Annotated in this window: 13 protein-coding genes; 6 read left to right on the top strand and 7 right to left on the bottom strand. The window is 43.2% G+C overall.

The window, feature by feature from the left end:
- Positions 1-166: 166 nt before the first annotated feature.
- On the bottom strand, positions 167-586 hold the full coding sequence (locus tag J1N09_RS11295; RefSeq protein ID WP_265200318.1) for a hypothetical protein: 420 nt from the start codon (positions 584-586) through the stop codon (positions 167-169).
- Positions 587-658: 72 nt separating this feature from the next.
- Here J1N09_RS11295 and J1N09_RS11290 point away from each other — a divergent pair, with 72 nt between their 5' ends.
- Together J1N09_RS11290 and J1N09_RS11285 are read left to right on the top strand one after the other, a co-directional pair.
- Positions 659-1,489, top strand: coding sequence for a S1 RNA-binding domain-containing protein (locus tag J1N09_RS11290; RefSeq protein ID WP_265200317.1), 831 nt, complete (start codon positions 659-661; stop codon positions 1,487-1,489).
- 36 nt (positions 1,490-1,525) lie between these two features.
- A complete protein-coding gene (locus tag J1N09_RS11285) occupies positions 1,526-3,250 on the top strand; it encodes an alpha/beta hydrolase-fold protein (RefSeq protein ID WP_265200316.1) in 1,725 nt (574 codons plus the stop codon).
- An 8-nt stretch (positions 3,251-3,258) separates the two neighbouring features.
- Here J1N09_RS11285 and J1N09_RS11280 read toward each other — a convergent pair whose 3' ends face one another.
- Both J1N09_RS11280 and J1N09_RS11275 read right to left on the bottom strand, forming a co-directional pair.
- Complete coding sequence (locus J1N09_RS11280; protein ID WP_265200315.1) at positions 3,259-3,708, bottom strand: hypothetical protein; 450 nt, start codon at positions 3,706-3,708, stop codon at positions 3,259-3,261.
- Between the two features lie 44 nt (positions 3,709-3,752).
- Positions 3,753-4,871, bottom strand: coding sequence for an aminopeptidase C (locus J1N09_RS11275; protein ID WP_265200314.1), 1,119 nt, complete (start codon positions 4,869-4,871; stop codon positions 3,753-3,755).
- 89 nt (positions 4,872-4,960) lie between these two features.
- Here J1N09_RS11275 and J1N09_RS11270 point away from each other — a divergent pair, with 89 nt between their 5' ends.
- From J1N09_RS11270 to J1N09_RS11255, 4 genes are all read left to right on the top strand, one after another.
- A complete protein-coding gene (locus tag J1N09_RS11270) occupies positions 4,961-5,800 on the top strand; it encodes a 1,4-dihydroxy-2-naphthoyl-CoA synthase (RefSeq protein WP_265200313.1) in 840 nt (279 codons plus the stop codon).
- A gap of 59 nt (positions 5,801-5,859) precedes the next feature.
- Positions 5,860-6,585 (top strand): ion transporter, encoded by a 726-nt coding sequence (locus J1N09_RS11265; RefSeq protein WP_265200312.1) that lies wholly within the window; start codon positions 5,860-5,862, stop codon positions 6,583-6,585.
- 336 nt (positions 6,586-6,921) lie between these two features.
- Positions 6,922-7,893 (top strand): 3-oxoacyl-ACP synthase III family protein, encoded by a 972-nt coding sequence (locus J1N09_RS11260; RefSeq protein WP_265200310.1) that lies wholly within the window; start codon positions 6,922-6,924, stop codon positions 7,891-7,893.
- 15 nt (positions 7,894-7,908) lie between these two features.
- A complete protein-coding gene (locus J1N09_RS11255) occupies positions 7,909-8,733 on the top strand; it encodes an SDR family oxidoreductase (RefSeq protein WP_265200309.1) in 825 nt (274 codons plus the stop codon).
- Positions 8,734-8,754: 21 nt separating this feature from the next.
- Here the strand turns inward: J1N09_RS11255 and asnB are convergent, their stop codons facing one another.
- The 4 genes from asnB to J1N09_RS15510 all read right to left on the bottom strand — a co-directional run bounded on the left by asnB (position 8,755) and on the right by J1N09_RS15510 (position 13,967).
- Positions 8,755-10,425: an asparagine synthase B gene (gene asnB / locus J1N09_RS11250; RefSeq protein ID WP_265200308.1), complete on the bottom strand. Its 1,671-nt coding sequence runs from the start codon at positions 10,423-10,425 to the stop codon at positions 8,755-8,757.
- A gap of 275 nt (positions 10,426-10,700) precedes the next feature.
- Positions 10,701-11,225 carry a hypothetical protein gene (locus tag J1N09_RS11245; RefSeq protein ID WP_265200307.1) on the bottom strand — a complete coding sequence of 175 codons (525 nt, stop codon included), beginning with the start codon at positions 11,223-11,225 and terminating at the stop codon, positions 10,701-10,703.
- 90 nt (positions 11,226-11,315) lie between these two features.
- A complete protein-coding gene (locus J1N09_RS11240) occupies positions 11,316-13,730 on the bottom strand; it encodes a thiamine pyrophosphate-dependent enzyme (RefSeq protein WP_265200306.1) in 2,415 nt (804 codons plus the stop codon).
- 63 nt (positions 13,731-13,793) lie between these two features.
- Complete coding sequence (locus tag J1N09_RS15510; RefSeq protein ID WP_321160810.1) at positions 13,794-13,967, bottom strand: hypothetical protein; 174 nt, start codon at positions 13,965-13,967, stop codon at positions 13,794-13,796.
- Positions 13,968-13,992 lie beyond the last annotated feature (25 nt).

Genomic DNA, 13,992 nt, shown 5'->3' with positions numbered 1-13,992 from the left:
CGGGGGCTTTTTTTGTTAATTTCTATGAAAGTAGGAAAATACTTCATACTCGCAAAACGTATGAGGGTGACAAGCCGTAATTTTCGATGAAATACAAAAACAATTCGATGAGCTACAAAAGCTCAAGAAGTTTAGTTTAAAGATATTTCCTGAAAAGTGAACGAATTTAGCCTTTTTGAGAATGTAAAATTTCCTTTCCCCAATGAAATGCATCGGGTACTGAATCGAAGATCTCCATAGGCTTATTGAAGAACTTAAGTTCTAATTCTGCGTTGTTCTTGCCAATTTCGGTAGGTGCGACAATTCCGATACCCTTTAGTGTGGGAATTTTCTCTAAATAGACATAATCATTTGGGTTGAGGGCATAGGAATTGATCCTGTTTGAAATATAAACAAATGACTTCATGTTTATATGGCGTAAGCCTTTTACCAATATAGAAAAGCCGGTTTTATATGAAAGCGTAACCCCTTCCCGGGCTTCAGCAACAACTATATTATCGTAATAATAAACGGTAATAAGGTCTGTTTCCAGCACATGATTAAGTGGAGCCGATGCTGCGAGGTTGTGGGGATTGGTCAGATTCATTCGCGTGAAATTAAGCAATATATTCCAAAATACAAGTGTCGTTTGAGTTCTTAAATAACTAACTTTGCAGCCATGTTACAACTTGGCCAATTCCAACAACTTACTATCCTCAGGGAAACAGAGCCCGGACTTTATCTCGGGAATGATGAAGGTGATGAAGTGTTGTTGCCTCATAAATACAAACCCGAATCGTTTGAAGTTGGTGACTCCATTGATGCCTTTGTTTATCTCGATCACGAGGAACGCCCGGTCGCAACTACACTCGAACCGGAGATTCAGTTAAACCAGTTTGCTTATTTGCGTTGTAGTGACGTAAATAAGTTCGGGGCCTTTATGGAATGGGGACTTGAAAAACAGCTTTTCGTTCCCTTTAAAGAACAGGCGAGGCCCATGAAAGTTGGCAATTGGTATATAGTGTACATGTACCTGGATGATAAGACCAATAGGCTTACTGGATCAAGTAAAACAAAACGCTATCTCGACAATACCGAACTGACCGTTAAAAAATTTGACGAAATAGATATCCTGGTAACCCATCTAACGGAAAAAGGGGCAAATGTGATCATCAACGGAATCCATAATGGGCTTATCTATTTAGAAGATATTTTTGAAGACATCCGCAGTGGAGATCGATTGAAAGCCTATGTGAAAAAGGTTCGTCATGACAATAAAGTGGATGTGGTTCTCCAATCACCCGGATATAAAAGTATCGAGCCGAATGCACAATATGTGATGGAAGAGTTAGAGGCAGCCGGCGGTTTCATGCCGTTACATGATAAATCGGACCCCGAATTGATAAAGGATGAACTGGGTATCAGTAAAAAGAGTTTCAAAAAGGCCATAGGCAGCTTGTACAAAAAGAAACTTATCTCAATTGAAGAAGACGGAATACGGATCATTTAAGAATTCGTATTTTTATGAGAAACCAACACTCTTCTCATGAAAAGATTCATCCTACTTCTTCTCACCGCTGCTTTAATAATTAGTTGTAATTCCTCCGGATCTGATTCGGTGACCATTTCAGTGAAATTATCTGAAAGCCTCGACATGAATGAGGTTGATGGCAGACTACTCCTTATGCTTTCTTCGAATGAAGACGCAGAACCCAGGTTTCAGATCAATAGTGGTTTAAATACGCAACTCATCTTTGGAAAGACTGTAGAAGGGATGACACCCGGTGAGGTGGTAAGTTTTACAGCTGAAGATTTCGGCTATCCATTCGAAAGCCTTGGGGATGTGCCCGATGGAGCCTATCAGGTGCAGGCCTTGTTGCACGTCTATGAAACCTTCGAATTATCAACAGGACATACTGTAAAACTACCGATGGACAATGGAGAGGGGCAGCAATGGAATCGATCCCCCGGAAATATCTACAATATCCCGGTTGAATTAGATCTTAGGGAAGGGGTGTCCAACCTGTCCGTTACCATAGACCAGGTGATACCACCAATCGAAGAACCGGAAGATACCGAATGGGTTAAGCACGTCAAGATGAGGTCGGAAAAACTATCCGAATTCTGGGGAAGAGATATGTACCTTGGCGCTCATGTTTTACTTCCGAAGGGATTCGAAGAACATCCTGAAGCCAAATATCCATTAATGATTTTTCACGGACATTTTCCGTCCGACTTCGGCGATTGGCGCACTACGCCTCCCGATCCAAATACCGAGCCGGTATATTCGGAGCGATTTGGTGTTGAAGGGTATAATATCATTCAGCAACAGGAAGCGTATAATTTCTATCAACGATGGATCAGTGAAGAGTTTCCACGGTTTATTATTATTGAAATCCAACATCCAACACCTTATTACGACGATAGCTACGCGGTGAATTCAGCATCGCAAGGTCCTTATGGTGATGCCATTACCTACGAGCTCATTCCTTTTATTGAGGAGAAGTTCAGGGGTATAGGAGAAGGTTGGTCACGATTCCTTTACGGTGGATCTACGGGTGGATGGGAATCCCTGGCTGTACAGGTAAAATATCCTGATGAATATAACGGCTGTTTTGCGGCTTGTCCGGACCCGATCGATTTCCGTGCGTATTGCCTAACGAATATCTATGAAGACAAGAACGCCTACTACTATGAAAGTGAACACCGAAAGATCGAAGTTCCGGGGCGGCGGAATAACCTGGGTCAGATCAGTACTACGATAAAGGATTACAATCACCTGGAGCTTGTTCTGGGTGATAAATCAAGATCGGGTCAGCAATTTGATATTTGGGAAGCAACCTACTCACCTCAGGGAGAGGACGGTTATCCACAACGAATCTGGGATAAATATTCAGGCGACATAGATCATGACGTGGCGAATTACTGGAAGGAGAATTACGATCTGCGATACATACTTGAGCGCGACTGGGATAAGGTGGGAGAGAAGCTGAGAGGAAAGATCCATATTTACTGTGGAGATATGGACAACTATTATCTCAACAATGCGGTCTATCTCATGGAAGATTTCCTGGAAAGCACCACGGATCCGTATTACGATGGGGAAGTTACATATGGTGACGGAGATGAACATTGCTGGAACGGGAACCCGGATTTACCTAATCATTTATCCAGACTCCAATACAACAGCATGTACCTGCCTAAGATCATGAAACGAATTCTGGAGTCAGCACCTCCAGGTGCAGACCTTTCCAGCTGGAGATATAAGTAGAAGGAAGTCTAAAAACCTCTGCCAACGCGAAACGGAGCGCAGCGTGCACAAACCCCGAATGGAGGGCATGGGTCGAGTAGTGTAAGTCCTCTCATCTCACGGTATACGGTATTCTTTACACGTGTCTTTCCATCGGAGCGGTAATTTGGAGTGGCACCAGAACCGTAAAAGTCCGACTGAATTTCACCAACATCAACAAAGGATGGTGAAGGTTGCATTTGGTCTTCGATGGCCCCCACCATGTCTACGTTCGAACGGTAGTTATCAACTTTGATATTGAAGTAACTTTTGAAATCGGTTTTCTTTTGAGACAGCGGCAGATCGAAGTTCACGATTGATAATTCCTCAACCGAGGGAAGGGACTCTTCACTGATCGTATAATAACGAGTATCGAAGTCGCTCTGACCCATCAACCATAGAGGGAAGATCAATAGAATGTAGACAATTGCTTTCATCACGATTTCAAAACTATCAAAAATGATTCCGAAGCGATACTTATTTTTTAGAAATTTAACTTTTTGGCTGTTGCCCTTGGTACAGCATCCTTGTGAATCATGATACTGATGGCTTTTAGTCGCATATAGGACTCACTGAAATATACATAGCCTCCGTTGGCATTTCTTCGTTCATCCGTTCCCCAGCTGTTCTTTACCTTGTAGTATTTCGTTCCATTCTGATCGCGCAAGATTCCTGTAATATGCATGAGGTGGTCGTCTGTTGTAGTGAAATTCTCAAACTCATCCTGTCGATACTCCTGGCTAATGTTCATCTCGGGATAGAGGTGTCTTAGGGCTTTCAGTGTATTTTCAGGGTCCTTCGGAACGATAGCAACTCCATCCTTAGAGGAGAAGGTCCGCTCGCTCACATCACAATCCAATTCAACGGTGAAACCATTCTGAAGAGCATTATCGATGCTTTCAATAATTTCGTCAAGCGGTACATTATACATACGGCCATAGCTCCAGTTGTCAGGAATATTCAGAATGAATTCAGAATAGAAGGGAGCATGAGTAAAGGAAGTGATAGTGACATAATCATTGGGTTCGATCTTTGTCATTTCAAGGAAAGACATTGGCGTGTATTGCTTGCCTTCGTAGTTAAATGTTGAAGGATTTTCACCCATGTACACGTCCAGGACAGCTTCGATAGCATCGTCCCATTTCTTACTGAGTTTTCTTCCGGGATTGTCAACATAAGTCTCTACCATGCTGCGGAGAATGGCAGCAAGTTCGGCGTGATTGTGACTTGCTTGCCCTTCGAACAACCCTGAATAGACAGATTGTGGAACCAGTCCGTAATCCCGTACCGAATTCATCACATCATGCGCGAGTCCACCTTCGCTGAATTGGGCCTTTCCCTGTCGCATCACAAAATTTTCGGCTTTTTTTGGATAGGTATTTCGTACCGTATACATTTCTGATAAGTCGACTTGCTTACCTGTTAAGCGGATGATCTCCGATTCCAGGAAGGAGGTACTGGAAAAACTCCAGCAGGTTCCAGTATTACCCTGACTGATAACCGGAGTAGTCTCGAGGTCGATCACTGTGCTGAAGCTATAAGGATCCTGAGCAGCTAATGTTGTTGAAATTAATATTGCTAGAAAAAAGTATAGGATTTTCATGTCTGAGTTTTTATTTCTGAAAGGTTGAGGTCTCTATTGTGAACGAGATTTGAAAAGAATTAGTTTTATCTTTGATAAAAATAAAAAATATGAGCACACCGAACTGGAAAACGGCCAAGGAATATACGGATATCACCTATAAAAAATGCGATGGAGTAGCACGGATCGCTTTCAATCGCCCCGAAGTAAGAAATGCATTCCGACCGCATACTACTTCGGAATTGCTGGACGCTTTTAACGACGCACAAGAAGATACTGGTATAGGTGTAGTTTTATTATCGGCCGAAGGTCCTTCTCCTAAGGACGGTGTTTACAGCTTTTGCAGTGGTGGAGACCAAAGTGCGAGAGGTCATCAGGGGTATGTAGGTCAGGATGGGTACCACCGATTGAACATATTGGAAGTACAAAGACTGATTCGCTTCATGCCGAAGGCAGTTATAGCCGTTGTTCCAGGCTGGGCTGTGGGTGGCGGACATAGTTTACACGTGGTGTGCGATATGACCTTGGCGAGTAAAGAACACGCCATCTTTAAACAAACCGATGCCGACGTAACCAGTTTCGATGGCGGCTACGGAAGTGCCTACCTGGCAAAAATGGTAGGGCAGAAGAAGGCAAGAGAAATATTCTTCCTCGGAAGGAACTACAGTGCCCAGGAAGCATTTGAAATGGGAATGGTAAATGCTGTAGTGCCTCATAATGAACTGGAAGCCACTGCCTTCGAATGGGCACAGGAGATCTTGGCGAAATCACCCATTTCAATCAAAATGTTGAAATTCGCTATGAATCTAACCGATGATGGAATGGTTGGACAACAGGTATTTGCAGGCGAAGCCACACGACTCGCTTATATGACCGACGAGGCTAAAGAAGGTCGTGATGCCTTCCTGGAAAAGCGAAAACCAAATTTCGAGAAGAAGTGGTTACCGTAGAAAGTTTCTGCTTCCACTCTTAAAAAGATCCAAGTTTATATTCTTAAAACGCCAGCCAAATGAACCTTCGCCAAACCATTACCAATATTGATAGTAGGAACGGTAGACGCTTCGATATTTTCATACAGGTTCTTATTATCCTGTCTTTAATTGCCTATTCCATTGAAACCCTGCCTGACCTGGATACTCAAACAAGGCAATACCTGTGGTATTTCGAAGTGGTTTGTGTTGTGATCTTTACTATTGAATATATACTGCGGCTGATTTTTGCAAAGAAACCGCTGGGTTACGTGTTCAGTTTCTACGGGATTATCGACCTGCTGGCCATTTTACCATTCTATCTAAGTTTTGGGGTCGATCTACGATCGGTTCGTATCTTCAGGATCTTCCGTGTTTTCCGAATCCTGAAGCTTGCACGTTACAACACGGCTATGATGCACTTCCGAAACGCAGCTTTGGCCGCAAGGGAAGAAATCATTTTATTTATAATCATCACACTCATCCTGTTATTCTTATCGGCTTTCGGCATCTACTATTTCGAACATGATGCACAACCGGAAAAATTTGCCTCCGTCTTTCATAGCTTATGGTGGTCTATTGCAACTCTTACAACCGTTGGATACGGAGATATCTACCCGGTTACAATGGGGGGAAAGATCTTTACTTTCTGTATTCTGATCATTGGACTCGGAATAGTGACAGTTCCTGCAGGAATTGTAGCATCGGCTTTGTCGGTTTCAATAAAGAACCGCAGTGAAAAATCCAGTGACGAAAAAGAATTGTAAAGCAGATAATAATTCTTGACAAGCTGGTGTTCTGATGTATTTTATCCTTACCCATCGTGTCGCTTTTTTAATCAGTTTCACTCATTTTATGTGTTTATCTTCCGTTTTAACAGAAATTATTGACAAAATGTATCTGATTTTTGGGTTGAAATTGATGAATACATAGAATTTTTAATAAGAATCTCTCAATTTCGATACCTCTAATATGTCCAATATTATCAATCTGATAATTAAGACCCATAATTTTTCGCAACTCGCTAATTTCAGTCAACTTATTGAAAATTATGTTCTTCACTTTCAATAAAATCTGCACATTTAGAGCTTAATTATTTCACTATGAAAAATGCTTTTATAAAAGGTACAGGGTCCTATACACCCAAGAACGTAGTTAAGAATGAGTTCTTTGAATCGGTTGGTTCATCCCATGAATGGATTTACAATACTCTTGGTATCAAGGAAAGGCGTATTGCAAATGGAGAGACAACCAGTGACCTGGCCTATATGGCAGCAAAGAAAGCACTGAAGAATGCAAATCTGAAACCATCGGATATTGATTTAATTATTGTGGCTACCGCCACGCCCGATCGTCCTGCACCTTCTTGTGCCTGTTTTGTTCAGGAAAAATTAAAAGCGACCAATGCTGTGGCTTTCGATCTTTCGGCCGTTTGTTCCGGTGCCCTTTTTTCAATATCTACCGGGGTTCAATTTATCAAATCAGGTATGTACAAGAACGTACTCATCATTGGAGCCGACACTTTTTCTAAGATTACAGACTGGAGCAGAAGGGACTCTGTTTTCTTCGGCGATGGAGCGGGAGCACTTGTTTTATCGGAAACGGATGAGGATAAGGGCTTTGTAGATTTTCTGCTTCATACGGATGGAACGGGTAAGGATCATTTTACAATACCCGCGGGTGGTTCTGAAAAACCTGCATCTGATGATACTTTGCGATCGAATCAACACTTTTTTCAAATGAATGGGAAGGAGGTATTTAAGACCGCGGTAAATGTTGTCCCGAAATCAATTAAAAAGATCCTCGCGAAGAACAACTATAGTATTGGTGATATTAAATTCCTTTTACCACACCAGCCGAGTATAGGAATTCTAAAGGCGGTTGCGCAGAAGATCGGAATGCCTTTCGAAAAGGTGAAGACCAATATGGATCGATACGCTAATACATCCGGTGGAACCATTCCGATACTACTTGATGAAAACCATCGAAATGATGAGTTTAACAAAGGTGACCTCGTATTATTCGCTGCGGTAGGAGCAGGTTGGACATGGGGTTCAGCATTATATAAGTGGTAAATTAATCATCATACTATGCTTCAAAACAAAACATTTCTGATTACCGGAATCGCCGATAATCGTTCGTTAGCCATGTACGTGGCAAAAGAAATAATAAAACAGGGAGGCAAAGTGGTTTGCACAGGTCTGGGTGTAAGTGCTTTTCACTCGAATTTGTCTGATAGGGCAAAGGCATTCCTGAACACTAACTTTGAAGACTTTAAAGCTTCGATAAAAACAGAATTAGGAGATACTACCCGGGTTGACATTCTTGATGTGACTCTTGAAGAAAACATGGAGGACCTTGCGCGTAATTATGAAAAGGACGGAATTCGGCTACACGGATTCCTCCACGCCATAGCGATGGATAAGACCATTAGAAAAAAGGAAGTCAAACCTCTTCTCGAAGTTACAAGAGACGAATTTTGCGATACGATGGACGTATCTGCATATTCTCTTATCAGAATCGCACATTACCTTTTAAAATACAATGTACTCCAACCGGGAAGCTCGATCTGTTCAATAAGCTATATAGCTGCCTCAAAAGTGACCTTCCACCCCTATAGGAATATGAGTATTGCGAAAGCTGCCCTCGAACGAATATCCGTAGAATTAGCCGATGAACTTGGTCGAAAGAACGGCACCAGGGTCAATGCAATACGATTTTCCACTTATATGGGTAGCAAGGCCGGTACGGCAACACTCAACCAGTCTGACGTCGACATCTCAGATCGCATGAGTCCATTGGGTAATGCCCATCCGCAAGATCTGGCAACTGAAGTTGTACACTTGTTCAGGCCGGATGTTCGCATAACCGGTGAGATCCGGCACGTTGACGGAGGGTATCACATTACCGGATAAGCCTGACAACCATTTTAGCCTCTATTTTTCGTAGGCCTCTTCGTGGACCTTCGCAACGGCACGTCCGCTCGGATCGTTCATATTCTTGAAGCTCTCATCCCATTCCAGGGCTACCGGGCTGCTGCAGGCCACCGAAGGCACCGAAGGCACACTCAACGCAGCGGCATCACTCGGGAAATGGTCTTCAAATATGGAGCGGTAGAAGAACTCTTCTTTGCTGGTTGGCGGCTGAATTGGGAAACGGAAATGAGCGTTCGCCATTTGCTCATCCGTTACCTTTTCGTCTACCATTTCTTTTAAGGTATCGATCCAACTATATCCCACACCGTCACTGAACTGTTCCTTTTGGCGCCATGCCACGCTTTCGGGAAGCATATCCTCAAAAGCTTTTCTAAGGATCCACTTTTCCATGCGTTCTTCGGTGATCATTTTATCTTTTGGGTTGAGTCGCATAGCCACATCCATGAACTCTTTGTCTAGGAAAGGTACACGTCCCTCAATACCCCAGGCGGCAAGTGCCTTGTTAGCTCGCAAGCAGTCGTATTGATGAAGTTTATCCAGTTTCCTGACAGTTTCTTTGTGGAATTCTTCCGGGCTGGGCGCTTTGTGGAAATACAAATAGCCACCAAAGATCTCATCACTTCCTTCACCACTCAGTACCATCTTGATTCCCATAGCCTTGATCGCTCTCGCCATTAGATACATGGGTGTAGAAGCGCGAACCGTTGTAATGTCGTAGGTCTCCAGGTGGTAGATCACATCTCGAATGGCATCGATGCCTTCCTGTATGGTAAATACGATCTCGTGATGCACTGTATCCAGGTAATCGGCAACTTTTCGCGCTGCTGCGAGGTCCGGCGAACCTTCCAGCCCGATAGCGAAGGAGTGCAAACGAGGCCACCAGGCCTTGGCTTTGTCGTCTTCTTCAACGCGCATTCCAGCATATTTCACCGCAAGGGCAGAGGTAACGGACGAATCAAGGCCACCCGAAAGTAAAACGGCATAGGGTACATCACTCATCAATTGTCTGTGAACCGCGGCGTCCAGCGCATCTCTCAACTCTTCGATGGAGGTTTCGTTGTCTTTTACGTTTTCATAGTCCATCCAATCACGGCTGTACCATTTTTTGATCTCACCTTCCTTGCTATACAGATAATGACCGGGAGGAAAGAGTTCGATCTTCGTGCAAACACCTTCCAGTGCTTTCAATTCAGAAGCAACATAAAAAGTTCCATGCCTGTCCCAACCCATGTAAAGAGGGATGATTCCCATGTGATCGCGGGCGATGAAGTAAGCATCATTTTCCACATCGTACAATGCAAACCCGAAAATACCATTCATCTGGTCAATAAATGAAGGACCTTTGTCTTTATAGAGTGCGAGTATCACCTCACAGTCGGAATGTGTCTGGAAATTGTAATTGCCTTCATAGGGTTGCCTTAATTCCCTGTGATTATATATCTCACCGTTAGCGGCGAGGATTAGTTTTTTATCTTCTGAATAGAGCGGTTGCTTTCCCGAAGTAGGATCAACAATGGCGAGACGCTCATGAGCCAGGATGGCTTTATCGTCGCTGAAGATCCCACTCCAGTCAGGTCCACGGTGGCGAATTCTTTTCGCCATGGCTAATAATTGAGGGCGCAACTGTTCGGACGGTTGCTTGAGTTCGAAGGCACATACAATTCCACACATAATTTTATTTTTTAGGTCTTATTAAATTGGTTGATCCGCCGAAGCTTTAGCGAAGGCGGGTTGTTCTATCACTTGAATTAAAGTTTACTATTTCAAATAAAAAAACCCGTCAGGTGCAAAAACCTGACGGGCTATATATCGCGACAAGCTTTTGTTACGGTATACCGTTATTATTGTTATTATTTAGATTGAAACCGAACATTAACTTGATTTTGTGTCTTGTTTACTCTGTAAATATCGAACAAATTCCATTAAATCAAAATTATTTTAAAACTTTAATTAAGCGTCATTACTTCGAAAGGTAGATTTCCACCTTCCAGCATCCTGGCGTACTTGTCGAAATATACATACTGTAAAAGTCCTTCGATATTAATCCGCAAGCGGTACACTTCCATGTTATAATCGTAGAGCTTGATCAAATCTCCCGATTTAATCCTGGTATTGAGATAAGTGCTGCCTACGTTCTCTACCAGTTGTTCGGGTAGCGCAAACTTGGGAAGGAATTTCACGTGTGAAACAAGCCTTCCTTCATCAGTATAGTACGCTTTGAAACTATTGGAACCTTCAAACTGAAAATTCGATATGTAATAGCTTCCGGTACTATTACCCTCAGGTAAGTTTGAGTATCGGAACCAATTCGTTACAAATCCGTTTGGGAAATGTTTGTTCTGACTTTCAATTACCTGGGAAGGAACCTCATTGTCGTTTAATGAAAATTTGTGAAACCGACCCATTTGTGAATGAGCCAGAGGGATCGTGAGTAGGGTTAGAAACAGGTTAATAAGTATAATTCTTTTCATAGTAATCCTGTTTTATTTAGATTACTTAAAAATAAAGAATTAAGTTATTGAATAATAACTATTTATGATTCTGTTAAGTGGGAATTGGGATTATCTTAACGCCGGAAATGAAGATGGGTTTACCTCGTTCATAATGGCGTATACTTTTTCGAAAACATCTTCTGCCGAAGGTTTAGAGAAGTAATCTCCGTCAGTGCCATAAGCGGGCCTATGTGGCTTTCCTGTAAGTGCTTGTGGTTTGCTATCCAGGTACTGATATCCTTCCTGTTCGTCAAGAATTTGATTAAGTATATAGGCCGAAGCACCTCCGGGAACATCTTCGTCTACTACCAGTAACCTGTTGGTCTTCTTCACACTTTCCACCATGTCGTGGTTGAGGTCCAGGGGTAGCAGGGATTGTACATCAATTATCTCTGCATCGATTCCTACCTGCTGAAGGTCCCGTGCAGCTTCTTCCACTACCCGCAGTGTACTTCCGTAGGAAACCAGGGTAATGTCGGTTCCTTCTTTAAGTGTTTCCACCACACCGATCGGGGTTCGGAATTCGCCGAGATTGTTCGGCATTTTCTCTTTCAGGCGGTAACCATTTAAACATTCAATAATAATAGCCGGTTCGTCACTTTCAAGTAAAGTATTGTAAAATCCTGCCGCTTTGGTCATGTTTCTGGGGACCAGTACATACATGCCTCGCAAGAGATGGATCAAACCAGCCATTTGTGAGCCACTGTGCCAAATTCCTTCGAGTCTGTGACCCCTCGTACGAACGATCAACGGTGCTTTCTGTTTGCCCATGGTACGATAGCGAACCGTGGCAAGGTCGTCACTCATGATCTGCAGGCAATACATCACATAGTCCAGGTACTGGATTTCAGCGATAGGCCTTAACCCACGCATAGCTAATCCAATACCCTGTCCAAGTATAGTAGCCTCTCTGATCCCGGTGTCTGAAACCCGTAGCTCTCCGTGCTTCTCCTGTAATCCTTCAAGCCCCTGGTTCACATCACCGATCTCTCCACTGTCTTCTCCAAACACAAGTGTCTCCGGGATATGACTGAAGATATGATCGAAATTGTCCCTAAGTACTACACGTCCATCCACTTCGGAAGCATTGTCATCGTAGGAGGGAGGTACTTCCGCAATATTGGTTGCATTGTTCTGTGCTTCAGAGTACAAATGAGCACTGTACTTCGGTTGAATAATATCGAAATAGTTATTGATCCAATCCTGCAACTGACGCTTTTCAGGAGTGTTTTCAGAAACGGCATAACGCAATACTTTTCGCGCCGTAGCCATAATGTCCCTTCGCAGAGGTTCTTTCTCGGCTTCAAGTTCTTTCTTAATCTTTTCTATAAAAATGCGGTTAGGAGAATTCTCCGCAAGGTTAGAAATGAGGGTTAATGCCTCCTGCTGCTCTTTCTGTTGCGGCATGATAAATGCCTGCCACGCAGCCTTCTTACCATCTCGCACTTCCTTTTTTATAGCTTTTTCCATTGCTTCCAACTCTTCCGTTGTAGCAATGTTACTGGCTATCATCCATTCCCTCATTTTGGTATTACAGTCAAATTCGCGTTCCCATTCGAGACGCTCTTTGCCTTTGTACCTTTCATGAGAACCACTGGTAGAATGCCCCTGTGGTTGTGTGAGTTCCTGAACATGGATAAGGACCGGCACATGTTCTTCTCGAGCAATGGCTCCGGCCTTTTTATAGGTTTCAATCAACTCCGGATAATCCCATCCTTTCACCCGAATGATCTCATAGCCGTTTTCAGTTTCGGTTCTTTGGAATCCTGAGAGTATCTCTGAAATATTTTCTTTGGTTGTCTGATGCCTTGCATGCACAGAAATTCCGTATTCGTCATCCCATACACTCATCACCATCGGTACCTGCAGTACTCCGGCAGCGTTAATTGTCTCCCAGAAAAGACCCTCACTTGTACTTGCGTTACCTATAGTTCCCCAGGCTACTTCATTCCCGTTTATAGAGAAGTTAGATAGATGTTTCAATCCAGGATCGTTCCTAAATAACTTTGAGGCCTGTGCCAATCCAAGCAATCTAGGCATTTGCCCGGCAGTAGGTGAGATATCCGGACTACTGTTCTTTTGAGTAGTTAGATCTTTCCAGCTCCCGTCCTCGTTCAGGCTGTGAGTGGAAAAGTGACCGCCCATTTGCCTCCCGGCACTCATAGGGTCTGCTTGGATCTCCGTATGGGCATACAAACCGGCAAAAAACTGCTCGATAGTCAATTTTCCGATAGCCATCATGAAAGTCTGGTCCCTGTAATATCCGCTTCGCCAGTCTCCATTTTTGAAGGCCTTGGCCCAGGCCAATTGAGGTACTTCTTTTCCATCTCCGAAAATCCCAAACTTCGCTTTCCCGGTTAATACCTCGCGTCGTCCCAGTAAACTGCACTCCCTGCTCGTTACCGCAATCCTGTAGTCGTTGAGGATTTCAGCTTTGAAATCATCAAAAGAAAGATTCTTATCTGTGTCAGGATTTGTTTGCATTTATCGAAAATTGATCAAGGCAAAAGTAGTAAAAAGCATCGAAACTCACAATGGGGATAAATGCTAATAAGTTGCGAATTCATCAACAAATTCACCGAATAAATTTACTTTTTTGAAAACTTCACAATAATTAAGCGTATCAACAATAAGAATGGCAAGGAATGGAATAGTGTATCGAACCAGTCCATTGGCTTCATTCCCACTGCTCCACCAGCTATCCATTTCAGTTTTCCCCACAGATGCGGTTCAGGAGAAAAGGGGG

Origin of the sequence: Aureitalea sp. L0-47, assembly GCF_026126405.1 — a bacterium.
Lineage (GTDB): Bacteria > Bacteroidota > Bacteroidia > Flavobacteriales > Flavobacteriaceae > Pukyongia.
Note: the sequence above shows the minus strand (reverse complement) of the source record. Positions and strands in the feature narration are given on the sequence as shown.

Coding starts and splice junctions, on each gene's coding strand:
- J1N09_RS11275 (WP_265200314.1), bottom strand. CDS start 4,871: ATGAAAATCCTATACTTTTTTCTAGCAATATTAATTTCAACAACATTA.
- J1N09_RS11255 (WP_265200309.1), top strand. CDS start 7,909: ATGCTTCAAAACAAAACATTTCTGATTACCGGAATCGCCGATAATCGT.
- asnB (WP_265200308.1), bottom strand. CDS start 10,425: ATGTGTGGAATTGTATGTGCCTTCGAACTCAAGCAACCGTCCGAACAG.
- J1N09_RS11240 (WP_265200306.1), bottom strand. CDS start 13,730: ATGCAAACAAATCCTGACACAGATAAGAATCTTTCTTTTGATGATTTC.
- J1N09_RS11265 (WP_265200312.1), top strand. CDS start 5,860: ATGAACCTTCGCCAAACCATTACCAATATTGATAGTAGGAACGGTAGA.
- J1N09_RS11295 (WP_265200318.1), bottom strand. CDS start 586: ATGAATCTGACCAATCCCCACAACCTCGCAGCATCGGCTCCACTTAAT.
- J1N09_RS11290 (WP_265200317.1), top strand. CDS start 659: ATGTTACAACTTGGCCAATTCCAACAACTTACTATCCTCAGGGAAACA.
- J1N09_RS11245 (WP_265200307.1), bottom strand. CDS start 11,225: ATGAAAAGAATTATACTTATTAACCTGTTTCTAACCCTACTCACGATC.
- J1N09_RS11260 (WP_265200310.1), top strand. CDS start 6,922: ATGAAAAATGCTTTTATAAAAGGTACAGGGTCCTATACACCCAAGAAC.
- J1N09_RS11270 (WP_265200313.1), top strand. CDS start 4,961: ATGAGCACACCGAACTGGAAAACGGCCAAGGAATATACGGATATCACC.
- J1N09_RS11285 (WP_265200316.1), top strand. CDS start 1,526: ATGAAAAGATTCATCCTACTTCTTCTCACCGCTGCTTTAATAATTAGT.